The organism is Pseudomonas sp. UBA5706, assembly GCF_002419965.1.
Lineage (GTDB): Bacteria > Pseudomonadota > Gammaproteobacteria > Pseudomonadales > Pseudomonadaceae > Aquipseudomonas.
The window spans coordinates 114754-137071 of the sequence record NZ_DIHC01000007.1 but is presented as its reverse complement, the minus strand read 5'-3'; the positions used below and the strand labels follow the sequence as shown (position 1 = coordinate 137071).

Annotated in this window: 21 protein-coding genes; 14 read left to right on the top strand and 7 right to left on the bottom strand. The window is 59.6% G+C overall.

Features of this window, described 5'->3' with window-relative positions:
- The first annotated feature begins 240 nt into the window (after nucleotides 1-240).
- The 8 genes from ihfB to fabF all read left to right on the top strand — a co-directional run bounded on the left by ihfB (nucleotide 241) and on the right by fabF (nucleotide 8664).
- Nucleotides 241-540, top strand: a complete 300-nt coding sequence (ihfB, locus tag B3I26_RS04080) for an integration host factor subunit beta (RefSeq protein ID WP_296255280.1) — start codon at nucleotides 241-243, stop codon at nucleotides 538-540.
- An 18-nt stretch (nucleotides 541-558) separates the two neighbouring features.
- Nucleotides 559-798 (top strand): LapA family protein, encoded by a 240-nt coding sequence (locus tag B3I26_RS04075; protein ID WP_296255277.1) that lies wholly within the window; start codon nucleotides 559-561, stop codon nucleotides 796-798.
- 448 nt (nucleotides 799-1246) lie between these two features.
- Nucleotides 1247-2620, top strand: a complete 1374-nt coding sequence (locus tag B3I26_RS04070) for a phosphomannomutase (protein WP_296255275.1) — start codon at nucleotides 1247-1249, stop codon at nucleotides 2618-2620.
- 115 nt (nucleotides 2621-2735) lie between these two features.
- Nucleotides 2736-3752, top strand: a complete 1017-nt coding sequence (locus B3I26_RS04065; RefSeq protein WP_296255273.1) for an MraY family glycosyltransferase — start codon at nucleotides 2736-2738, stop codon at nucleotides 3750-3752.
- Between the two features lie 99 nt (nucleotides 3753-3851).
- Complete coding sequence (locus B3I26_RS04060; protein ID WP_296255272.1) at nucleotides 3852-5846, top strand: polysaccharide biosynthesis protein; 1995 nt, start codon at nucleotides 3852-3854, stop codon at nucleotides 5844-5846.
- A 186-nt stretch (nucleotides 5847-6032) separates the two neighbouring features.
- Nucleotides 6033-6362: a ComEA family DNA-binding protein gene (locus B3I26_RS04055; RefSeq protein ID WP_296255269.1), complete on the top strand. Its 330-nt coding sequence runs from the start codon at nucleotides 6033-6035 to the stop codon at nucleotides 6360-6362.
- 179 nt (nucleotides 6363-6541) lie between these two features.
- Nucleotides 6542-7393 carry an SDR family NAD(P)-dependent oxidoreductase gene (locus B3I26_RS04050; RefSeq protein WP_296255266.1) on the top strand — a complete coding sequence of 284 codons (852 nt, stop codon included), beginning with the start codon at nucleotides 6542-6544 and terminating at the stop codon, nucleotides 7391-7393.
- The gene (fabF, locus tag B3I26_RS04045; RefSeq protein ID WP_296255264.1) at nucleotides 7390-8664 is read left to right on the top strand and encodes a beta-ketoacyl-ACP synthase II; all 1275 of its coding nucleotides are present in this window, start codon (nucleotides 7390-7392) and stop codon (nucleotides 8662-8664) included. The genes B3I26_RS04050 and fabF overlap by 4 nt, the downstream gene beginning before the upstream one ends.
- A 44-nt stretch (nucleotides 8665-8708) precedes the next feature.
- On the opposite strand, the gene B3I26_RS04040 is transcribed toward fabF, so the two are convergent.
- From B3I26_RS04040 to dsbD, 4 genes are all read right to left on the bottom strand, one after another.
- Nucleotides 8709-9275, bottom strand: a complete 567-nt coding sequence (locus tag B3I26_RS04040; RefSeq protein WP_296255262.1) for a TetR/AcrR family transcriptional regulator — start codon at nucleotides 9273-9275, stop codon at nucleotides 8709-8711.
- 195 nt (nucleotides 9276-9470) lie between these two features.
- Entirely contained in the window at nucleotides 9471-10238 is a 768-nt protein-coding gene (gene dsbG, locus B3I26_RS04035; protein WP_409522032.1) for a thiol:disulfide interchange protein DsbG, read from the bottom strand.
- Nucleotides 10235-11101: a TlpA family protein disulfide reductase gene (locus tag B3I26_RS04030; RefSeq protein WP_296255260.1), complete on the bottom strand. Its 867-nt coding sequence runs from the start codon at nucleotides 11099-11101 to the stop codon at nucleotides 10235-10237. Before B3I26_RS04030 ends, dsbG begins: the two co-directional genes overlap by 4 nt.
- Nucleotides 11101-12831, bottom strand: a complete 1731-nt coding sequence (dsbD, locus tag B3I26_RS04025) for a protein-disulfide reductase DsbD (protein WP_296255257.1) — start codon at nucleotides 12829-12831, stop codon at nucleotides 11101-11103. Before dsbD ends, B3I26_RS04030 begins: the two co-directional genes overlap by 1 nt.
- A 218-nt stretch (nucleotides 12832-13049) precedes the next feature.
- Here dsbD and B3I26_RS04020 point away from each other — a divergent pair, with 218 nt between their 5' ends.
- The 3 genes from B3I26_RS04020 to B3I26_RS04010 all read left to right on the top strand — a co-directional run bounded on the left by B3I26_RS04020 (nucleotide 13050) and on the right by B3I26_RS04010 (nucleotide 16604).
- Nucleotides 13050-13730 carry a response regulator gene (locus B3I26_RS04020; protein WP_296255255.1) on the top strand — a complete coding sequence of 227 codons (681 nt, stop codon included), beginning with the start codon at nucleotides 13050-13052 and terminating at the stop codon, nucleotides 13728-13730.
- Entirely contained in the window at nucleotides 13727-15052 is a 1326-nt protein-coding gene (locus tag B3I26_RS04015) for an ATP-binding protein (RefSeq protein ID WP_296255253.1), read from the top strand. The genes B3I26_RS04020 and B3I26_RS04015 overlap by 4 nt, the downstream gene beginning before the upstream one ends.
- A gap of 262 nt (nucleotides 15053-15314) precedes the next feature.
- Nucleotides 15315-16604 carry a serine/threonine transporter gene (locus tag B3I26_RS04010; protein ID WP_296255251.1) on the top strand — a complete coding sequence of 430 codons (1290 nt, stop codon included), beginning with the start codon at nucleotides 15315-15317 and terminating at the stop codon, nucleotides 16602-16604.
- 144 nt (nucleotides 16605-16748) lie between these two features.
- Here the strand turns inward: B3I26_RS04010 and B3I26_RS04005 are convergent, their stop codons facing one another.
- Nucleotides 16749-17543 carry an SDR family NAD(P)-dependent oxidoreductase gene (locus B3I26_RS04005; protein WP_296255249.1) on the bottom strand — a complete coding sequence of 265 codons (795 nt, stop codon included), beginning with the start codon at nucleotides 17541-17543 and terminating at the stop codon, nucleotides 16749-16751.
- Between the two features lie 121 nt (nucleotides 17544-17664).
- Here B3I26_RS04005 and B3I26_RS04000 point away from each other — a divergent pair, with 121 nt between their 5' ends.
- The 3 genes from B3I26_RS04000 to B3I26_RS03990 all read left to right on the top strand — a co-directional run bounded on the left by B3I26_RS04000 (nucleotide 17665) and on the right by B3I26_RS03990 (nucleotide 19077).
- The gene (locus B3I26_RS04000) at nucleotides 17665-18198 is read left to right on the top strand and encodes a GNAT family N-acetyltransferase (protein ID WP_296255247.1); all 534 of its coding nucleotides are present in this window, start codon (nucleotides 17665-17667) and stop codon (nucleotides 18196-18198) included.
- Between the two features lie 112 nt (nucleotides 18199-18310).
- Nucleotides 18311-18922 (top strand): DeoR/GlpR family DNA-binding transcription regulator, encoded by a 612-nt coding sequence (locus tag B3I26_RS03995; protein WP_296255245.1) that lies wholly within the window; start codon nucleotides 18311-18313, stop codon nucleotides 18920-18922.
- A 2-nt stretch (nucleotides 18923-18924) separates the two neighbouring features.
- A complete protein-coding gene (locus B3I26_RS03990; protein ID WP_296255243.1) occupies nucleotides 18925-19077 on the top strand; it encodes a hypothetical protein in 153 nt (50 codons plus the stop codon).
- A gap of 40 nt (nucleotides 19078-19117) precedes the next feature.
- Here the strand turns inward: B3I26_RS03990 and B3I26_RS03985 are convergent, their stop codons facing one another.
- Complete coding sequence (locus B3I26_RS03985; protein WP_296255241.1) at nucleotides 19118-20593, bottom strand: sensor domain-containing diguanylate cyclase; 1476 nt, start codon at nucleotides 20591-20593, stop codon at nucleotides 19118-19120.
- Nucleotides 20594-20971: 378 nt separating this feature from the next.
- Nucleotides 20972-22306, bottom strand: coding sequence for an MFS transporter (locus B3I26_RS03980; RefSeq protein WP_296255240.1), 1335 nt, complete (start codon nucleotides 22304-22306; stop codon nucleotides 20972-20974).
- Nucleotides 22307-22318 lie beyond the last annotated feature (12 nt).

The following is a 22318-nucleotide window of genomic DNA, read 5'->3' as shown; positions in this document are numbered from 1 at the left end:
AAGGGCGACTTCGGTCGCCCTTTTTTGTGGGTGAAGAGTTGGTGTATAGCATTGGGCATCTTCAGTGGCTGGAATTGGTCGCAGGCTCCAGAGCCCGAATCACAAGGGCTGTATGCGGTAAAGGTGTGTCGCCTGAAAACGCCTTTTACATAAGTGGAAACATGGGCTGTTCAAATATCTCAGGTCATGCTAAAACCTTCGAAGCGCTTTACCTAGCTGCTTGAAAAAGAAGGGAAAAATATGACGAAGTCGGAGTTGATCGAACGAATTGTCACCCATCAAGGACTGCTCTCATCCAAGGATGTGGAGTTGGCCATCAAGACCATGCTTGAGCAGATGTCGCAATCTCTTGCCACTGGCGACCGTATTGAAATACGGGGCTTTGGCAGTTTCTCCCTGCATTATCGCGAACCTCGCCTGGGCCGCAATCCCAAAACCGGGGAGTCCGTAAGTCTTGATGGAAAATTCGTCCCCCACTTCAAACCCGGCAAAGAGCTGCGTGATCGGGTGAACGAAGAGGAGGAGGAGGAGTTCCAATAGCCGTTAGAGGAGTACTCGATGCGGAACGTTAAACGTCTCATATTTTTTATCATCGTCCTGCTGATCGTGATAGCGACGGTGGTTTTTACGCTAGAAAACCAGCAGCCCGTGGCGTTGGTGTTTTTTGGCTGGTCTGCACCCGAACTTTCGGTGGCGGTGCCGGTAATCCTGGCGCTGTTGGTCGGGATGCTGATAGGCCCTGTGCTGGCCTGGATTGCAAGGTTTCGCAGGAAGCCAAAGCCATCGCGTCTGGCCTGAGTGCCGGGATCTTTGGCGTCGTTGAATCCTTCCAGCAGGCGCAGCTAGCTGGCCGGCTTACCGGTTCTTGTAATCTGCGTGCGCCAGTTCCCTCGATTGCGGCTCCGCGTTACGCCTTGCGAGTGCGCCCGATAAATTTCGTAAACCTTATCGGCTGAACCCTACATTCAGCACGGTTAAGCTGCGGCGTTTATCTACAGGGCGTTTATCTAGATAGAATTACTTTCGCTCAGGCATCATCAGCTCAAGCTGATGACTGGCATCGGGCATGACGGTGTTTCCAATGTTTTTAAATAATTACACCTGAGCGATTAACAAAACCTGATTTTTACTGCCTAACCCTCGCCTCAAGCTGTTATGCGCGAGGGTAGCGTGCAGCCGCAAGGGTGGCTGCTTCATACTGAACAGAGGAACCTCCGGGTTTTTTCGTCGCATAGGTTTTTTACACATGAATCCCGACTATCCCGTTATCCAGACCCGCTGTTTCAAGGCCTACGACATCCGTGGTCAAGTCCCTAATGATCTGAACAACGATATCGCTTATCGAATTGGGCGCTCTATGGTGGTCGAACTGGGTGCAAAAAATATCGTGGTCGGCAGAGACATGCGTCTTGAAAGCCCGGAGCTTGCACGAGAATTGATCAAAGGTATTCAGGACGCCGGTGCCGATGTCATCGACATTGGTCTGTGCGGCACTGAAGAGGTGTACTTCGCCACGAGCCACTACAAGGCTGACGGCGGGGTAATGGTCACGGCCAGTCATAATCCAAAAGGCTACAACGGCATGAAACTGGTCCAGCGCGAATCGCGCCCGATCAGTGGCGACACGGGGCTGGACGCCATCCGCCAGCGAGTCGATAGCGGCGACTTCGGCGCCGTTGCCTCGCAGTCAGGCGGCATTGAGGCAGCGCCAGACAAATCAGCCTATATCGAGCACTTGCTGAGTTATGTCAAAGATGCCCAACTTAAGCCTCTAAAAATCCTCGCTGACCCGGGCAACGGTGCTGTGAGTCCCGCGCTCGACGCGATCAAGTCCCGACTGCCGTTCGAGTGGGTCATCATTAACGCCGAACCGGATGGTAATTTCCCCAATGGCGTGCCTAACCCGCTGCTTCCCGAGAACCGTAGCATCACCCGCGATGCGTTGATCAAACATCAATGCGACCTGGGCCTGGCGTGGGACGGCGACTTCGATCGATGCTTCTTCTTCGATGAGAAAGGGCGCTTCGTCGAGGGCTATTACCTGGTGGGCCTGCTGGCGGAGATGCTGCTCAAGCAACACCCCGGCTCGAAGATCATTCACGACCCGCGACTGACCTGGAACACTATTGATCAGGTTAACCAGGCAGGCGGCACTCCGGTGCTGTGCAAGACTGGTCATGCGTTTATCAAGGAGCGGATGCGCAACGAGGACGCGGTCTACGGCGGCGAAATGAGCGCGCATCACTACTTCCGCGATTTCGCTTACTGCGACAGTGGCATGATTCCATGGCTCCTGGTTACTGCGCTGATGTCGGTATCCGGCAAGTCCTTCTCACAGTTGGTTGATGAACGTATGGCTGCCTACCCTTGCAGCGGCGAAATCAACTATAAGGTCGACGACGTTAAGGCTGTCCTGAGCAAGGTACTGGAGCACTACACGCCGATTTGCTCGACTATCGACAAGACCGACGGCATCAGCCTTGAATTCCCTGAATGGCGTTTCAATCTGCGCGGCTCGAACACCGAGCCTTTGCTGCGACTGAACGTTGAAAGCCGTCGCGACCCACACCTGGTCGAGGCCAAGGTCAAGGAAATCGAGCAATTGCTCAAAGCCGGTTAACCAAGACGCGGCATGTCCTGAGCACGAAGGTGCTCGGGACTGCGGCTTAACACATTTCATGCGACATTCCGGTAGCTGAAGAACGACAGCCGACCATTTTCATGACGGAACAAAAATGACTCACTGGTGGTTGGCGGTTGCGGTAATCGGTTTTTCCTTTGCTTTGACTTTCTGGCTTCGACGTTACGCCTTGCACAAGAGTCTGCTGGATATTCCCAACGGCAGAAGCTCCCATTGCGTTCCGACCCCGCGCGGCGGCGGGGTAGCGATCGTCGTGAGCTATCTTCTGGGGCTGATGCTGATGTTTGGCCAAGGGGCTGTGGCCCTGCCAATATTTGTTGCCTTGGGTGGCGCGGGACTGGGTATCGCCGCGTTGGGGTTCGTTGATGATCATGGTCATGTCGCCGCGCGCTGGCGGCTTTTAGGCCACTTTTGCTCGGCATTCTGGGCATTGTTCTGGCTACAGGGGCTACCACCGATCACGCTCTTTGGCGCTAGCCTGGACATCGGCTGGCTGGGCCACGTGTGGGCGGTCGTGTATCTGGTGTGGCTGCTGAACCTGTACAACTTCATGGACGGTATCGATGGACTCGCCAGCGTTGAAGCGGTGTGTGTTTGCGTCGGTGCGGCGCTGATCTATGGGCTGGGAGGCCATTATGAGCTGATCTGGCAACCCTTGTTGCTGGCAGCTGCAGTGCTCGGTTTTTTTATCTGGAACTTTCCGCCTGCCAAAATTTTCATGGGAGACGCCGGAAGCGGTTTTTTAGGCATCATTCTCGGCGTTTTCTCGCTGCAGGCTGCGTGGATTTCCTCGCAGTTACTGTGGGTATGGCTTATCCTTCTCGGTGTTTTCATCGTAGACGCTACAGTTACCCTCATCCGTCGCCTCGTCCGAGGAGACAAGATCTATGAGGCTCATAGAAGCCATGCCTACCAGTTCGCGTCGCGAAGATATGGCAAGCACCTTCCAGTGACGTCCGCAGTCGGTGTAATCAACCTGTTTTGGCTATTGCCGGTCGCTATTGGTGTCACGCAGTTCGGTCTTGATGGCGCGATCGGCGTCATCGTCGCCTACACCCCGTTGGTGATCCTGGCGTTTGCTTTCAAAGCGGGAGAACTTGAACGCAGCTGAATGCTCATGCTGTCGAAAGGGACCAAATCTTGCTTACAGCCGGGATCAAAAGCCCGTGTCTCAGGTCAATAGGAGATCGAACTCGTGCTCAAGGGATGCATGGAAAAGTCGCGCGCTATATTGCTGGCGTTGCCGCGTCGCCAGAAACGAATAATTCAGGTCGGTACAGACGTTTGTCTGGTCTGGTTCGCACTGTGGATGGCGTTCGTTGTCCGCCTGGGCATCGACGACCTCATCAATCCGCTTGAAACCCATACCTGGTTGTTCATCAGCGCTCCCGTCATCGCCATCCCTTTGTTCATCCGTATCGGCATGTACCGTGCGGTCATGCGCTATTTCGGCAACGACGCGTTGGTAGCGATCATCAAGGCAGTGAGCCTCTCTGCGCTTATCCTGGGCGTCGTGGTTTACCTTTACAGTAACCATCAGCATGTGGTGCCGCGCTCGGTGATGTTCAATTACTGGTGGCTTAGCCTGGTAATGATCGGCGGTTTACGGCTGGCCATGCGTCAGTACTTCCTCGGCGACTGGTTTTCCGCCGCTCAGCACGTGCCCTTCGCAACTCGTGACGATGGCCTGCCCAAAGTCGCGATCTACGGAGCAGGGGCAGCGGGCAACCAACTGGTGGCAGCACTGCGCATGGGGCGCTCGATGCGACCTGTCGCCTTTATCGATGATGATGATTCGATCTCCAATCGGGTCATTTCTGGTTTACAGGTCTACAAACCCAAGCACATCCAGCAGATGATCGATGCGACGGGCGCGCAGGAAATTCTGCTGGCGATACCATCCTCGGCCAGAGCACGGCGTCGGGAAATTCTCGGCTTCCTTGAGGGTTTCCCGCTTCACGTGCGCAGCGTGCCGAATTTTTCGGATCTGGCGGCCGGTCGGGTGAAGGTCGATGACCTCCAGGAAGTAGACATCGCCGACCTGCTGGGTCGCGACGCGGTACCAGCGCAGGAGGAGTTGCTTGAGCACTGCATCCGAACCAAATGCGTATTGGTGACCGGCGCTGGCGGCTCGATCGGTTCGGAGCTGTGCCGACAAATCGTCCTGCTCAAGCCGACCACCTTGTTGTTGCTCGATCACAGCGAGTTCAATCTTTACTCCATCCTGTGCGAACTGGAGCGGCGGATTGCCCGGGAATCCTTGAAGGTCAAGGTGTTGCCGATTCTCGGCTCGGTGCGCAACCACGCCAAGCTGCTGGACGTCATGAAAACCTGGCAGGTCGACACGGTTTATCACGCCGCGGCGTACAAGCATGTCCCGATGGTGGAACACAACATTGCCGAAGGTGTTTTCAACAACGTGATCGGCACTCTCAATGCGGCGCAGGCGGCGTTGCAGGCGGGTGTGTCGAACTTCGTGTTGATTTCCACCGACAAAGCGGTGCGCCCGACCAATATCATGGGCAGTACCAAGCGCCTGGCCGAACTGATCCTTCAGGCCTTGAGCCGGGAAACCGCGCCCGTGATGTTCGGCGATCGAGCCAACGTGCATCAGGTCAACAAAACCCGATTCATCATGGTCCGCTTCGGCAATGTATTGGGGTCGTCAGGTTCAGTGATCCCGCTGTTCCACCAGCAGATCAAAAACGGCGGTCCGTTGACCGTGACCCACCCCAAGATCACTCGCTATTTCATGACCATCCCGGAAGCTGCGCAATTGGTTATCCAGGCAGGTTCCATGGGGCAGGGCGGTGATGTGTTCGTGCTCGACATGGGTGAACCGGTAAGAATCATCGAATTGGCCGAGAAGATGGTTCATCTGTCGGGCCTGAGCATTCGATCCGAGAAGAATCCTCACGGTGACATTTCCATCGAATTCACCGGGTTGCGACCCGGCGAGAAGCTCTATGAGGAGTTGCTGATCGGCGACAACGTCGCAGTGACGAGCCACCCGATGATCATGAGTGCTCAGGAAGACCATCTGTCGTGGGACGTGTTCAAGCAAAGCCTTTCGCTGCTGCTTATGGCGCTGGAAGAAGATGACTACGCCAAGGTTCGCCAGATACTGGGTGATACCGTCAGTGGCTATGCGCCAGAAGGCGATATCGTCGACTGGATTCACCAGCAACGCCGCCACGAACCTTAGCTGAAACCTTCGCTTACGCAGTCCCCTGGGTCCGATGATAGCGCCGGACGCCTATATCTACGGGTCTGGCCAAGCGCACACATTCAGTCACCTATCCTTGCGTTGACCCTCCGTCATCATCGTCTAGGTTTGGGAAGCAGCTTTGGAATGCTGCTTCCCAACTCACGATGTCATGGAGCGTTAAACATGCGTATTTCCTATCTGTCGTCCCTGATCTTCGGTCTGCTGGCCAGCACTTCGGTCGCGATCAATGCTGCGCCCGCCACACCAGCCCAAGCGCCAGCTGCATCAGCCGCCGTCGCACCTGCCGGGCAGGGCAGCAAGGTCAATCTGAATACCGCCAGCGCCGAAACCCTGCAAAAGGAATTGTCGGGTATCGGTGCGGCGAAAGCGGAGGCGATTGTTGCCTATCGTGGCGAGAACGGAGCGTTCAGTTCGGTTGACGAATTGATCGAGGTCAAGGGAATCGGCAAGGCAATACTGGACAAGAACCGCGACAGACTCGCAATCGATTGAGCGAACCACGGCGTCACAAAGACCGATCATTGATCGGTCTTTTTTTGTCCGGCGTGCGCGAGAAAGTGACGGCAACCGTCGCGACAAGCGCTTGGAGTTACAAATGTCGGTCGACATATGATTTTTAGATTATGAGTGTAATCTTTTGCCACCATTTCACTGTCCACGGAGAACGACTCATGAACACCGCCCTCACTCAGGGAACAGCCCTGATCACCGGCGCCTCTTCGGGCATCGGCGCGACCTATGCGGATCGCTTGGCCAAACGCGGTTTCGACCTGCTGCTGGTGGCTCGTGATCATGCTCGGCTGGAAGCGCTTGCCACCGAACTGCGCAGTAAAACTTCAGCCAGGGTCGAAGTGCTGAAGGCCGATCTGACTCAGCCAGCGGACCTCGCGGCCGTGGAGCGACGCCTGCGTGGCGATGCTTCGATCACCTTGCTGGTGAACAACGCGGGCGTGGCCTCCAGCAGCTTGCTGGCCGAAGCGGACCTGGGGGAAGTGGATCGCCTGATCCAGCTGAATATCGTCGCCCTGACCCATCTGGCCTCAGCGGCGGCAGCCGGGTTTCTTGATCGTGGTCATGGCGCGATAGTGAACATCGCCTCGGTGGTGCCGATGATTCCGGAGCGTTTCAACGCGGTATACACCGCGAGCAAGGCGTATGTATTGAGCCTGACCCAGTCACTGAATGCTGAAATCGGTGAGAAAGGCATCCAGATCCAGGCCGTGCTGCCAGGTGCGACCCGGACCGAAATCTGGGAACGTGCAGGCATGGACGTTAACGCCTTACCGCCGGAGATGGTGATGGATGTGAACGAGATGGTCGATGCGGCGCTGGTCGGTTTCGATCAGCAGGAAGGTGTGACCATTCCGTCGCTGGCCAACGCTGCAGACTGGGATGCGTTCGTCAACGCACGCCTGGCCTTAGGGCCGAACCTTTCCCTGCGGCACGCCGCGGCGCGCTACAACATTCAGACGCTTGAGCCTGCGTCTGTAAACGTCTCGAAAGTTGAAAAGGTGAATGCATGAGCGAATGCCGCATCGTAGTGACGGGAATGGGCCTGGTTACGCCGTTGGGCACCGGTGTCGAAGCAGTCTGGCGCCGCTTGCTCGAAGGGCGCTCGGGTATCGTCAGGCTCCCCGAAGAAACGGTGGCTGATCTGCCGGGCAAGGTTGGCGGGATTGTGCCGTTGCTGGAGGATGATCCCGAAGCAGGATTCGATGCCGATGCCGCGGCGCCACCCAAAGAGCAAAAAAAGATGGACCGCTTTATCCTGTTCGCCCTGGCGGCGGCTCAACAGGCCGTGTCCCAGGCGGGCTGGAGGCCATCGACCGATGAGCAGCGTGAACGTACCGCAACCATCATCGGCTCAGGGATCGGCGGTTTCGTGTCCATTGCCGAGGCAGTACGAACCACTGATTCGCGCGGTCCGCGCCGCCTGTCACCGTTCACCATTCCCTCGTTTCTGGTCAACCTGGCGGCAGGGCATGTGTCCATCCAGCATGGCTTCAAAGGCCCGCTCGGCGCACCGGTCACCGCGTGTGCGGCGGGGGTGCAGGCAATTGGTGATGCAGCGCGAATGATTCGTGCCGGTGAGGCCGATGTGGCCATTTGCGGCGGCGCCGAGGCCTGTGTTGACCGGGTGGCGCTGGGTGGCTTCGCCGCGGCGCGCGCTCTGTCCAGCGGCTTCAACGAGGCCCCGGAGCGCGCTTCCCGGCCGTTCGACCGTGATCGCGACGGATTCGTCATGGGCGAGGGCGCGGGCATCATCGTGATCGAAACCCTGGAGCACGCGTTGGCGCGCGGAGCCCAACCCATCGTCGAACTGGTGGGGTACGGTACCAGCGCCGATGCCTATCACCTCACCGCTGGCCCGGAAGACGGCAGCGGTGCCCAACGGGCCATGCAGGCGGCGATTCGCCAGGCGGGTATCAAACCTTCTGATATCCAACACGTTAACGCCCACGCGACCTCCACTCAGGTGGGTGACAAAGGGGAGATGGCGGCGATCGAAGCCATTTTCGGGGATCGGAATCGCGTCGCGGTGACTTCGACCAAGTCGGCGACCGGGCACCTTCTAGGCGCCGCTGGTGGCATCGAAGCGATTTTCACGGCGTTGGCCATTCATGACCAGATCGCGCCGGTGACGCTCAATCTGGAAAACCCGGACGAAGCAGCGCAAGGCATCGATATTGTCCACGGCAAAGCCCGTCCCATGACCATCGAGTATGCGCTGTCCAACGGCTTCGGCTTTGGCGGCGTCAACGCCAGCGTACTGTTCCGACGCTGGCTATCATGACCCGCGACGATGGCCCCTGCCTGACTGCTGGGGGCCTGTCCGGCTCAGGCCTCGGCGATTTGCTGCTTGAGCTGATCGCGGGTGGTTTGCAGAATGCGTTCGGCCAGTTGCGGATCTTTGGCTCCGCGGGCGAGGACCATGGCACCCACCAGGCCCGACATGATCATCACGCTCTTGTCGCTGGCTTCTTGCCCCGCCGACATACCCGCCTGCAGGGTGTAAAGCATGCGGTTGATCAACTCGTCGGTGATTTCGCTGGGCTGACCGCGTTGACCCAGCTCGGAAGACATGGTCGGCAGCGGGCAGCCTTTTTCCGGCTCTTTGAAGTGTTCGGTTGCCAGGTACATGTCGATGAAGGTCGCGGCCGAAACCGTCTCAGACAACCTTGCCGCCCTGGCCTCGTCCAGTTGGTCAACGGCGCGGCGTAGGGACTTTTCCACCAAGTCATCCTTGGACTTGAAATGGGCGTAAAAACCACCGTGGGTCAGACCCAGCGCCTTCATCAGCGGCTGCAACCCGGTCGCGCCGATGCCATCACGACGAAAGCGTGCGGCAGCTTCGTTGAGGATGCGCTGATGAGTTTGGGATTTGTGATCTTCGGCGTAACGCATTGAACGAGCCTCCCGACTTTGGCTCTTGACATGGTGATCGACATTTTTACACGGATGAGATACCGATGCAGTATCCGTATTTATAGAGCGGTCGCCATTGGTCAGACGGTCACAGGTTAGGACCATCGATGGCGTTTCGATGAAGGGTGCTGAGCCCCGACGGCCGCGCTGCCATGGAGGGCCGCTGATTGCGGATTACTTCGGCCCCATCATCTTCGCCAAGACCTCCGGCCGCGGTGCGCCCTGCTGTTGCTGCACGTGGCCGTTCTCATCCTTGTAAAAAATCGCTGGCGTTGCCGACAGGCCCATCTCGTCCATCAATTTCATGTTCGTGTCGAGCTTGGCCTGTATATCCTTGGGGATGTTGGACATGGCCTTGAGCGTGCTGCTCTTGCCCGCTTGCTCATGTTTTTGCAAGGCCAGTTCCGGGTTGACGTCGGCCAGCAGGGTCGCGGCTTTGGCGGCGCTGTCTTCACGAATCACGCCGACCATGATGTGCCGCAACTGGACCTTGCCGGACTTGACCCAAGGCCGGGCCTGTTCCCAGAACATGTTGCAGTACGGGCAGTTGGCGTCGCTGAACAGGTAGATGATCTTCGGCGCCGTCATGGCCCCGTCAGCGATCCAGGTGCTGCTCTGCATCTGACTCCACATTTGCTGGGTCAGGGGCTCAACGACCAGCTTTTGCAGTGGCGCCTGGCTGAGGTCCTCGCCTTTTTCATCGAACAGATTGCCTGCCAGCACGTGCTTGCCATCGGGGGTCAGGTACAACGCCATTGCCTGTTTCTGGTACTCGGCAGCGTAGCCCTTCAGCCCGCCTGGGGCGTCGAAAGAGCCCTTGATGGTGGCACCCTTGGCCTCCAATGCCTGGATCGGCACTGGCAATTCTTCAGCCTGCAGCAGTGCGCTGTGCACGCTTAACAGGCAGATGGCGCTCAGGAGGGATGGCCGCATGAATTTCATTGAGTGTTCCTTGTAAAAGAAGGGCTTGAAGGTGGAGGCGTCGCCGAAGGGCTCACCCGATCCAGGCCAGGATCATCCAGATAACGCTTCAGGCTGGCGGCGGACAGCCCGCCCAGGTGACTTGCCGACAAGCGTCCGTCGGAGTCGTAGAAAAGGGTGGTCGGCAGCGCGGATGAGCCGACCTGCCGAGCAAATTCGCCATTGCTGTCGAACAACACGTTATTCAGATGCAGACCCTGACGTGCTAAGAAAGTCGCTACCTCACGAGGACTTTCTGCCTGATTGACGAACATGAACACCACATCGCTATTGGCCTGCTGCGCAGCTTGCAGCATTGGCATCTCGCGGCGACAGGGCGGGCACCAAGTGGCCCAGAGGTTGACCACCAGCCTCTTGCCTCGGAAGTTTTCCAGCGGCACGGCCTGGCCTGCGGCGTCGAGCAATGTCAGCTCTGGCAGGTGCGCGTCATTATGGCGGGCGCTCACCGCCAGGCCGGCAAGCCACCAAAACAGTAGCCCACCGACAACGCCCACGCCCAGCGGCGCACGCAAGGTCGGTCGTTTCCAGGCGCACAGCGCGGCGCCAAGCACCACTGCAACAACGCCCGGCCAGGCCAGAAAACCGCCGTCGCGGATGTCAATGATGCTCGTGGGGTTGGTCTGATATTGCTCCCGGTAGGCGATCGCGAATGCCAGCCTGGAGACCAGCAGTCCCAGCAAGAACAGACCAAACAACGCGCGCTCGGGATTGATCCTTTGTCGACGGCCGGTCAGCCAGCCGATCAGCGTGGCGAACAGCAGCGCGGCGAACAACAGTGCATGACTGATCGCCAGCGCGAACGGGCCCACGGAGAAACTGAGCATCAGCCGCGCTCCCGTGTGGCTTGCCACTGCGCGAGAAACTGCGTGTCGTTGAGGTCGCCGGTGATGCGACGCTCACGGCGCTCGCCGCCGTCAGGGCCGAACCACAGCAACGTCGGCGGACCGGGCACCTCATAGCGCTTGAGAAGGTCGCGACTGGCGGCATTGTCGGCGGTTACGTTCAGACGCAGCAGACGCACGCCGCGCAGCGCTTGCAGCACCTCGGTTTTGCCGAAAACGTTCTGTTCCATGATTTTGCAGGAGACGCACCAATCGGCGTAGTAGTCCACCAGCACCCACTGGCCTGCAGCGCGTGCCGCGGCCAATTCCCGGTCCAGCGCGGCAGGGGCCTGGAGTGTGGTGAAGGCGTCCTGGCTGCCGCTGTTGGCTAGGGAGTGCGATGCGCGGTAGACCTGCAACGGCTGCCAGGGATCGGCCGCCCCACCCGCCGCGCCGACCAGCAGCATCACGCCCCACAACCCGAGAATCAGGCCCGCGGGCCCGGCGATCGGCGCCGCGCGCTTCAGTGCTCGCGTGTGCATCACGGCATTGAGGGCGACGATCAATAGCAAGCCGCCAAGCAGCGCAAGCCACAGGCTTTCAGGCAGCAACGGACGGACCATGACCAGCGCGGTGCCCAGCAGCAGAAAACCGAAGATGCCCTTGACCAGATCCATCCACGCGCCGGGTTTGGGCAGCAAGCGATTGCCGATCGTCACCAGCAGCAACAGCGGCAAGCCCATGCCCAGGCCCATGACGAACAGCGCCAGTGCGCCATGCGCGGCGTTGCCGGTTTGCGCGATGTAAAGCAGTGCGCCCGCCAGAGGGGCTGTCATGCAGGGACCGACCATCAGTCCCGATGCAGCACCGAGCACCCCGGCGTCTATCAGGCTGCCGCCCGGGCGCTGACCACCGGCACGGTGCAGACGATCACGCAGAAAACCTGGCAATTGCAGCTCGAAGAAACCGAACATTGGCAGAGAGAGGATCACGAACAGGCCCGCGAAACTGCCCAGCAACCAGGGCTGCTGCATGGTCGATTGCAGATTGCCGCCCAACAGTGCCGCGACGACCCCAAGCCCCGCATACACCAGCGCCATGCTCAATACGTAGGCGCCCGCCAAGGCGAAACTGCGGCGCAGCCGTGCGCCACTGCCCACCACGACCCCAGCGAGAATCGGCAGCATCGGCAGCGAGCAGGGGGTGAAGGCCAGCAACAGGCCCAACCCGAAGAAGATCAGCAGACTCCAGCCCGGCGAGCGCACTTGCAGGGTGCTGGCCAGCGCCTGATCGGGCGCTTGGGCGGCGATGACCTGCACGCCGTCGCCCACAGCGATAACTCGGGTTTGTGGCGGATAGCACAGGCCCGCGTCGGCGCAGCCTTGCCAGCCCACCGTGACCTGTCCGCTGGCCGACGCGGGAAGTAGCAGCTCCAGGCCTTGGCGATACACCTGCTGTTCGCCGAAATACTCGTCGTTGTGGGCTTCTCCGGCGGGCAGAGACGGTTGCTGATCGTCGCCCAGGCCGTCGAACTTAAGGCGTTTCTGATACAGGTAATAACCCTCAGCGATTTGCCAGTACAGCCGGGTCTCGCCGGATTGCAGACGCTCCGAGCTGAACATGAAGGCCTGCCCGACCGGCAGAAAATCCGGCTTTTTGAACAGATCGCCACCCGGCAGCGCTTGCGCCAGCAGCGGAAACACAAGAAACATCAGAACCCACAACCTGCGCATGCCCAATCCCAGCCACTCATTGATGCGGCGAGGGTGAGGCTCGGTGATTAAGGTCCGATTAACCTGCAACACTTACCGAGCGCAACCGGTTGCTTCTGCCGAACGGTGGGAGCCTAGGCTTGACAGTCCTGTGATCCCTAGCCGTGCGCCGAGTTCGGATCGTGCATAATCCACCCTTAATCCTAACCTGCTTCACTCGCCTTTTTTTCGAGGCCGCCATGCACGTATTGCTCTGTGAAGACGACGACCTGATTGCCAGCGGGATCGCTGCAGGCCTGGACGCTCAAGGCCTGACCGTGGACCGCGTGGCCACCGCGTCGGCTGCACGGGCAATGCTCTCGGCCGCGCATTTCGATGTCATGGTGCTGGACCTCGGGTTGCCGGATGAAGACGGTCTAAAACTGCTGCGCCAGTTGCGTCAGCAAGGCATTCATATTCCGGTGCTGATCCTCACCGCCCGCGACACGGTCACTGATCGCGTCGATGGGCTGCAAGCGGGCGCCGATGATTACCTGCTCAAACCCTTTGACCTGCGCGAGCTGAGTGCGCGGCTGCATACGCTGGTCAGGCGCATGGCCGGGCGCAGCGTCAATGTGATCGAGCACGGCCTGCTGACATACGACCCCAGCAGCCGGGAGACCCGCCTGGCAGGACAGGCAGTGGATCTGTCGCGCCGCGAGCAGGCGTTGCTGCAGGCACTGCTCAACAACAGCGGTCGGGTGCTGTCCAGCGAGCAGCTCAAGGACTGCGTCTACGGCTTCGGCGACGAGGTCGAGAGCAACGCCTTGAATGTCCATATCCATCACCTGCGACGCAAACTGGGAGGTCGCATCATAGAAACCGTGCGTGGCCTCGGTTATCGGCTGGGGCCTGCCGGTGACCCGGAGCAACATCGATGATGAGCCTCAGAGCGCGCCTGAGCCTGACGCTGGGCTCGGCGTTCATCGTGATCTGGGTGCTCGCCGCCGCCTGGATGCTGCGCGACCTGCGCACGCAGATGATGGAATCTCTCGACCAGCGCCTGGAGGCGTCTGCGCGCATGGTGGCCGGGCTGCTGGAGCAAATGCAAATGCCCAGCGACGGCGACGGCAACACCCTGCACGCCGACGAGCTGAGCATCCCGAACGGCATGGCCTGCCAGCTCAGTTCCTTGCGCGGCCAGGTGCTGGCACGCACCGAAAGCTCGCCCGCAGAACCGTTGAAGGCTGACTCTAGCGGGTTCGTCGACCAGATGATCAACGGCGAACACTGGCGTGTGTACACCATGATGCACGGCAATGTGCGCGTGAGTACCGCAGACCGGCAGATAGAGCGTGACGTGTTGGGCCACTCGGTGTTGCTCGCTGCGTCGCTGCCGGTGCTGTTCGCCCTGTTCGGCAGCCTGATTCTGGTGTGGTTCGGAATTGGCCGAGGCTTGGCGCCGCTTAACCGCATGCGTGATGCATTGAATCGACACAGCGCCGATTCGGTCGAGCCGCTGGATGTGCCTCATCTGCCCAGCGAATTGCAGCCGTTGCTCAAAAGCCAGAATCAGTTGTTCCAGCGCATCGCCCAGACCCTTGAACGCGAACGCAGGCTCACAGGCGATGCCGCTCACGAATTGCGCAGCCCACTGACAGCCATCAAGACTCATCTGCAGGTGGCGCGCATGACCGAGGGGGACAAGCGCGACAAGGCGCTGGCCCATGCGGAGGAGGGCGCCGATCGCATGCATCGAACCCTGGAACAACTGCTGTTGCTGGCGCGGGTGGAGGGCAGCCTGTCGTTCGACGACGGTGTGCAATGCGATGCCGAGAAGGTCGCCAGGTTGGCGATTCACGACGCCAATCGTGGCGACGACCAGCGTATCGAGTTGATTCTGCCTGCGCAGTTGTCCGCAGCAGCGGTGGAAATGCCTGCGGCGCTCGCGGTTGCGGCGTTGCGCAACCTGTTGGACAACGCGCTGCGTCACACCCAGACCGATGCGCGGGTGGAATTGAGTCTGGAGACGTTCGATGGGCAGGCGCATTTCCGGGTGCGCGATTATGGCCCGGGGATTCCCGAGCCGGATCTGGACAAATTGACCCAGCGTTTCTGGCGCAATGGCAAAAGCCCTGGCGCGGGCTTGGGCCTGGCAATCGTGCAGGCCATCGTGCAGCGGTGTGACTGCTCGCTGAAGTTTGACAGTCGCAGCGATGGATTGAGAGTGGAATTGAGCATGCCGTTGCGCGTGGCTCGGTGACCGAAACACGCGCTAGCGCGGTTTTCACGCGGCGGCCATTTGGAACGTCAGACAATGCAGTCCAACTGCGTGATCCTGTCGCAATCACTCATCGGAAAACGCTGAAAATCGACCATCTCTCCGACAACTCTTTGATTCTGCTCGCCAATCCCTGACAATCGCGCCCCTTTCCCTGTAGAGAACCGGTCAAGGGCGCTGACTGCCGAGTTTTTCGACGCGCTTTTGACCTTGTAGCTATCACCGGCAACGGAGAATCGACCGGATGAATGATCAGGCTAATAGCGTCGAGCAACCCCTCGACGGCGCGCCCGCGAACGCGACGAGGAGCACGACTCAATGGCAACGCCAGGACACCACCTGGATGCTGGGGTTGTTTGGCACCGCCATCGGCGCAGGTACGCTGTTCCTGCCGATCAATGCAGGCATCGGCGGCTTCTGGCCGTTGCTGATCCTGGCAGTGCTGGCGTTTCCCATGACGTTCTACGCACACCGCGGCCTGACCCGCTTCGTGTTGTCCGGTCGTGAAGGCGCGGACATTACCGAGGTGGTCGAGCAGCATTTCGGCAAGACGGCCGGTGCCCTGATCACGCTGTTGTACTTCTTTGCGGTGTTCCCGATCCTGTTGATCTACAGCGTGGCGCTGACCAACACGGTCGGCAGCTTCCTCGAACACCAGTTGCACGTGCAGCCGCCACCACGGGCAGTGCTGGCCTTCGTGCTGATCCTCGGCCTGCTGGCCGTGGTGCGTTGTGGCGAGCGGATCATTGTCAAGGCCATGAGCCTGATGGTGTACCCGTTCATTGTCGCCTTGCTGTTTTTGGCGGTGTTCCTGATTCCCCACTGGAGCGGCGGCATTCTTGCTACTGCTACCACGCTGCCCGCGCCGCCGACGCTGTTGCGCACCCTGTGGCTGGCCATTCCGGTAATGGTGTTTTCGTTCAACCATTCGCCGATCATTTCCGCCTTTGCGGTCGATCAGAAGCGCCAGTACGGTGAACACGCCGAGCAGCGCAGCTCGCAAATCCTGGCTCGCGCCCATGGCCTGATGGTGGTCATGGTGCTGTTCTTCGTCTTCAGTTGCGTGCTGACTCTGTCGCCCGAGCAACTGGCCGAGGCGAAGGCGCAGAACCTGTCGATACTGTCCTATCTGGCCAATCACTTCAGCAACCCGACCATCGCCTTTGCAGCGCCGCTGATTGCTTTCGTGGCCATCACTAAATCGTTCCTGGGCCACTACATCGGCGCCAGTGAGGGCCTTAAAGGACTGGTGATCAAGAGCGGCCGTCGTCCGTCGCCACGAGCACTGGATCGCCTGACGGCAGGTTTCATGCTGGTGGTCTGCTGGCTGGTCGCGACCCTTAACCCAAGCATCCTCGGCATGATCGAAACACTGGGTGGGCCGGTCATCGCGGCATTGCTGTTCCTGATGCCGATGTACGCCGTGCGCAAGGTACCGGCGATGCATCAATACGCTGGCAAGCTGTCCAACGTGTTCGTGGTAGCGATCGGTCTGATCTCGATTTCAGCACTGCTGTATTCGCTCATGTCGTAAGGGCCGTGGCGGCGATCCTGCGCGCACGCATCGATCGCCGCCATGGACTTCTCACTGCCTCGCCATCTGCCTGGGTGCGGACGCCTGCACCCATAGAGCCTGTCGGCGGCGGCGATTTTATGGGGCAAGGGGTTTTGCCAGGCATCAGGCGATGGTATCGACCACGCCACCGTCCACCCGCAGCGCGGCACCACTGGTGGCCGACGCCTGTTTCGACGACGCGTAAACCACCATGTTCGCCACTTCCTCGATGCTCGCCGCGCGCTGAATGATCGAACTCGGACGATTTTCCATGACGAAGTCTGCGGCGCATGCCTCCAGGGACTTGCCGGATTCCTGCACGTGCTCCTTCAACATGTCGGTCATGCCTTCAGACAGGGTAGGGCCTGGCAGCACGGCGTTAACCGTGACCCCAGTGCCAGCCAGACGTTTGGCCAAGCCTCGGGAGATCGACAGGTTGGAAGTCTTGGTGAACCCGTAATGGATCATGTCGGCCGGAATGTTCAGCGCTGATTCCGACGAGATGAATACGATGCGGCCCCAGCCTCGCTTGGCCATGTCGTCGGCGTAGGCACGGGAAAGACGTACGCCGGACATGACGTTGACGTCGAAAAAGCGCTGCCAGACGTCGTCCGGGGTGTCGAAGAAGTCCTGCGGGCCATAGATACCGACGTTATTGATCAGGATATCGACCTGCGGCAGGGCCTTGACCAACTCCCCACAACCCTCGGCAGTACCGACGTCAGTGGCAACGCCACGCAGTCGTGCGCCTGGCACCTGGGCTTTAAGTCGCGTGACCGCGTTGTCTACCGCCTCCTGCTTGCGACCATTGACGACCACCTCGGCTCCCGCTTCGGCTAAGCCCTTGGCGATGGCGTAGCCGATACCCAGCGTCGAGCCCGTCACCAGAGCGGTTTTGCCGGTCAAATCGATTTTCATGTGGGATATCTCCGTTAGGGTCGAAAGAAAGATGGAGTGCACAAATCAGCCTGGGTTCAGGTCAATGCGCATCGGGTATTCTGCTTCGGCAACTATTCACTCTCCTTAAGGATGCAAGGCAATGAGCACCAGCGACCCGCTCCCGTTCTCCCTGCGCGGGGCTACCACCGACGATGCCCTGCGCATTGCGGTGCTGGGCATGCAGGTTTTTCTCGATACCTACGCCACCGAAGGCATTCGCGAGGTGCTGGCCCGCGAGGTGCTGGAGTCGTTTTCCCCCGATGCCATTTCCAGGCTCATCAGCCGCGGCAATACATGGTTGATCGTTGCCGAATCCAAAAGGCACCTGGTGGGTTTCGCTCAACTGAGCACCCAAGCCGACCATCCCATGCTTCTGGACCCTGAGGCAGCAGAACTGCAACGGCTTTATGTCCAGGAACGCTTTACAGGATGTGGGATCGGCTGGCGATTGCTGGCGTTGGCTGAACAACAAGCCCGCGCGCAACGGGCATCGATGCTGTGGGCGACGGTGTGGGTCGGCAACCAGCGAGCCTTGGCGTTTTATCCGAAGCAGGGCTACGCGCACCTCGGCTCGCCGGCTTATGCACTGCAGAACGAGGTGCACCAGAACGCGCTGTTTGGAAAGCAACTCTGAACTGGCTTTTGTCTGCGAGCATCAGCCAAGAAGTACGCGTTTGACATCGTCATAAACCAGCCCCCCTGATCCTGCTCGTTTATGAGCGATTCAGCTTGATTTCGAGGCCTTTATGTCTGCCAGTCCCGAAGCATTTCCCGGCGAGCGCCAGCGTCTGATCACCGAGCGACTGATCGTGCATGGCCGGGTAATCGCGGCGGATCTTGCGGCTGAGTTCAACGTGTCCGAGCATTCGATCCGCCGTGACCTGGGTGCGCTGGCGTCTGCCGGGATGTGCAAGCGGGTGTATGGCGGCGCCATTTCCCACGCCTCCGATGGGCCGATCACGGCACGCATCGAGCACGAGCCAGGCCGCAAACGCTCGCGGGGCGTTGCAGCCGCGGGGCTTATCAGTGCAGGGCAGCATGTCTTCATCGATGGCGGCTCGACCAACCTGGCCATCGCGCAGGCTATCGATCCGCAAATGACGCTGACAGTCACGACCAACGCGCCGTTGCTCGCGGTCGAACTGATGAAATTGCCGCAGGTCGAGGTCATTCTGCTGGGCGGCCGCCTCAGGCCTGTGGCCGGGAGCACTTACGGCTTCACGACCATTCAACAACTGGCGCACTTCAATTTTGACCTGAGTTTTCTCGGTGCCTGCGCACTGGATGCGGTCAAGGGTGTGACCGCATTCGACATGGACGTGGCCGAATTCAAGCGGGCGGTGGGCAGGTGGCGGTAGCGGTGATCAACCAAAAACTGGCGAGCATCGCGCATTATCAGGTTGCAGCGTGTAAGGAGGTCGGCGCGCTGGTGGTCGAGCATGATGCGCCGGCGGACCGGCTGGATCTGTTTCGCGGCAAGGTGGCGCAGATCGTGGTGGCACAGGGCGTTTGATTGTCCTTGCCTAGCGCTGCGGGTGCCCGGTCCAGCTTCCTCACCCCATCACCGTTCGATTGCGCCCCTCGCGCTTAGCTGTGTACAGCGCAATGTCCGCGCGTTCGACGAATGATTCCATAGTGGGGCATGCGTGGGCTGCACAGCCATAGACGCCCAGACTGATGCTGACGACGCCCTCCGGATTGCCTTTGTGTTCGATGTCCCGTGCAAGCACCGCCAGGCGGATTTTCTCGGCCAGAACATAAGCGCCCTGTACTTCGCTGTAGGGCAGAAACACAACCATTTCTTCGCCGCCATACCGCACCGCCAGATCGCCGGTGCGGTTAAGGTTGCTGCGGATGCATTCGGCCACGGCAACAATGCATTTGTCGCCGGCCACATGCCCGTAGTTGTCGTTGTAGCTTTTGAAGAAGTCGATATCGATCATGATCAGGCTCAACGGATGCAGATTGGTCTGGCCGTTAAGGAATTCAAGCCCGATGATTTCCTGAAAATGGCGGCGGTTGGCAAGCCCGGTAAGGCTGTCCTGCAATGCCAATTTCTCCAGAGAGTGGCTGGCGATGCGCAGTTGTGATTCGGCGTTCAGGCCAAAGCGGATCTGCTGGAACAGCAACACGCCGAACAACAGATTGGCGACCACCACGCATACGATGATCGCCAGTGATCGCCAGGCGTATTGCCGCCATTCATCGAGCACCTCTTGTTGCGACAACCCGGCAGCCACCAGCAATGGATAACGTTCCAGGCGCTTATAGCCATAGAGACGGACTTCCTGGTCCAGAACCGATCGGACGGTCGCCGTGCCTTCGAACCGCTCCTTGATGTAGGTGCGAAACAATTGGCCGTCAGCGATCGAGACGCCGCGGATGTTTTCCAGGGTTGGGCGACGGGCCAACACGGTGCCGTCAGCCATCGCCAACGTCAACACGCCGTGTTTGCCGATGGAGAAGCGGTCGAAGAAGCGGTCGAAATACGCAAGCTCGATGGTGGCCAGCACCACGCCGGCGAAATGCCCCGCCGAATCGTTGACCCGGCGTGATAGCGGGATGATCCACTCTCCGGTGGTGCGGCTGCGAATGGCTTGGCCGATGTGCGGCAGCATGCTGTTGGTGGTCTTGTGGAACTGGAAGTAGTCGCGGTCTGCGTTGTTGCTGTTGGGCGGCATATAGCTCATTGACGTTGCCGCCCAGTTGCCGTCCTTGTCATAGATGAACAGCCCCTGAACCTGCTCGACGCTGGCAGCCGTGACACGCAGGAAGTCGTGCATGCGCGAACTGGTCGCTGCACCGAAGCCGTCGTAGGACAGGCGCTCGACGATGCCCGCTACCGGAATGTCAGCCTGATCGAAGGTGGCGCCCGCCTGCTGCGCCATGGACCGCGACAGGTTCGCTACCGTCGTCTCGGCGATGTCCAGTTCGTGGTTGCGGCTCTGGCGCAACTGCCACAAGGTAATACTGGTGATGGAAAAACACACCAGGACGGTAAAGAATCCCGCCAGCCATAGCACAGGCATGCGTTTTAAACGCCGGTTCCTGGCGTCAAAGACCGTCCCTTCTACTTGTCTCAAGCCTTGCCCTCGCTGGAGTCCACGATTTAAGACAAACCGATGTGACGAACGCTCCATGCATCGTGGCACACGGTATCGCAACAGCGACCGTCTGACACACAGCGTAGGACAAGTAGGGGATTTTGAAGGAAAAATCGTTGGCTGCGTGCCAGACCCGCAGTCTTGCACAGCCTGCAGGCAGGCGGCGGGAAATATCGCGTCGCTAAAGCCAGGCGCGTGCGCTCGTGGGCAACGTACGGCCGATGAGGATCAGCCGCAGGTGCCCTGCCGGGGTGACTGAGTTCAACTAAAGGCTTGCAGCGGCTGCCGAGGCTGGCCGGATGATCAGACATGCCGTCCTTGCACCTCATCGCGCTGCGGCTGCCAGCTGTTGTCCGACGCTTGAGTGTGCGTGGGAATCGGTGCCTTGAGGAGCACCAGGTAAGCCACCGCCGAGAGCAGCGCAACGATGGCGCTGACTGCAAAAGCCGTGGCGAAGGTCCCGGAATACTGCACGCTGAACCCGGTGACGATCGGCGCGACGGAGCCTGCGATGTAACCGCCAAAATTCTGAATCGAGCCCAGCGATGCCACGCGCTTGGTGTCGACGACTGTATTGACCACCATCCAGGCCGTGGCGCTGGACAGGTTGATGCCTAACAGCGCCAGGCAGAGCAGGGCGATGCAGGCGCCGAGGCTGGTGACGAAGGTCAACGGCAGGGTGAACACGGCGGCGAACACCAGCCCGCCGATCACGGTGTATTTGCGACTGTTGAGCACGCCGACGCCACGCTTGACCAGTCGATCGCAAATGCGCCCCGCTGCGACGGTGCCAACGGCACCAAATACATAAGCGAAAGACACCACCCAGGCAGTGGAGTAGGGGTCCAGCCCATGCTCGCGCTGGAAGTAGCCCGGCAGCCACGTCAGGTGCAGCCAGAGCATATAGATCACGCCCATGAAACCCAGAAAGGTTCCCCACGTGCTGCGGTGTTTGAACAGGTCCAGCCAACCGGCAAAGAACGACCCCTGCCGTTGCACGGCGCCGGCGTCCACGACGGGCGCTTGGCCAGGCGGTCGTTCGCCTCTGGCCGCAAGCGCTTTGAGATACTGCGCGCGGCTTTTGTAGAACATCAGCCAGCACAGTGCCAAAACAACGCCAAGCACGCCGGTAATGATGAACATACCGCGCCAGCTGAAGTTGACCATGAACAGCGTCAGCAGCGGGGGGGCCAGGCACGGCCCGATACAGGTCGCCGACCAGACGATCCCGGTGGGCGTGCCGCGCTCATGTTCTTCGAACCATTCATTCAGGGTTTTCGCCGCTGACGGGAACATCGGCGCCTCGCCAATGCCCAGCAACACCCGCAAGGCGAAAAAGCTGCTGAAACCGTTAATGAATCCCGATGCGGTCTGCGCGACGGACCACACCAGCAATGCCCCGCCCAAGGCGATCTTGCTGCCAAGCTTGTCGATGATCATGCCCATTGGCAATTGGGCAAAAGCGTACGCCAGGGAAAACGCCGACAGCAGAATGCCCATTTGCGAAGGGCTGATCTGCAGGTCTTGCTGAATGGTGGTATTGGCGATGGACAGCGCGCTGCGGTCCAGGTAGTTGACGATCCCGAACAGCATCAAAAAGACGACCGTGATCGTTTGGTAGGTCTTGAGCGATTTCATAGGCACCTTTTT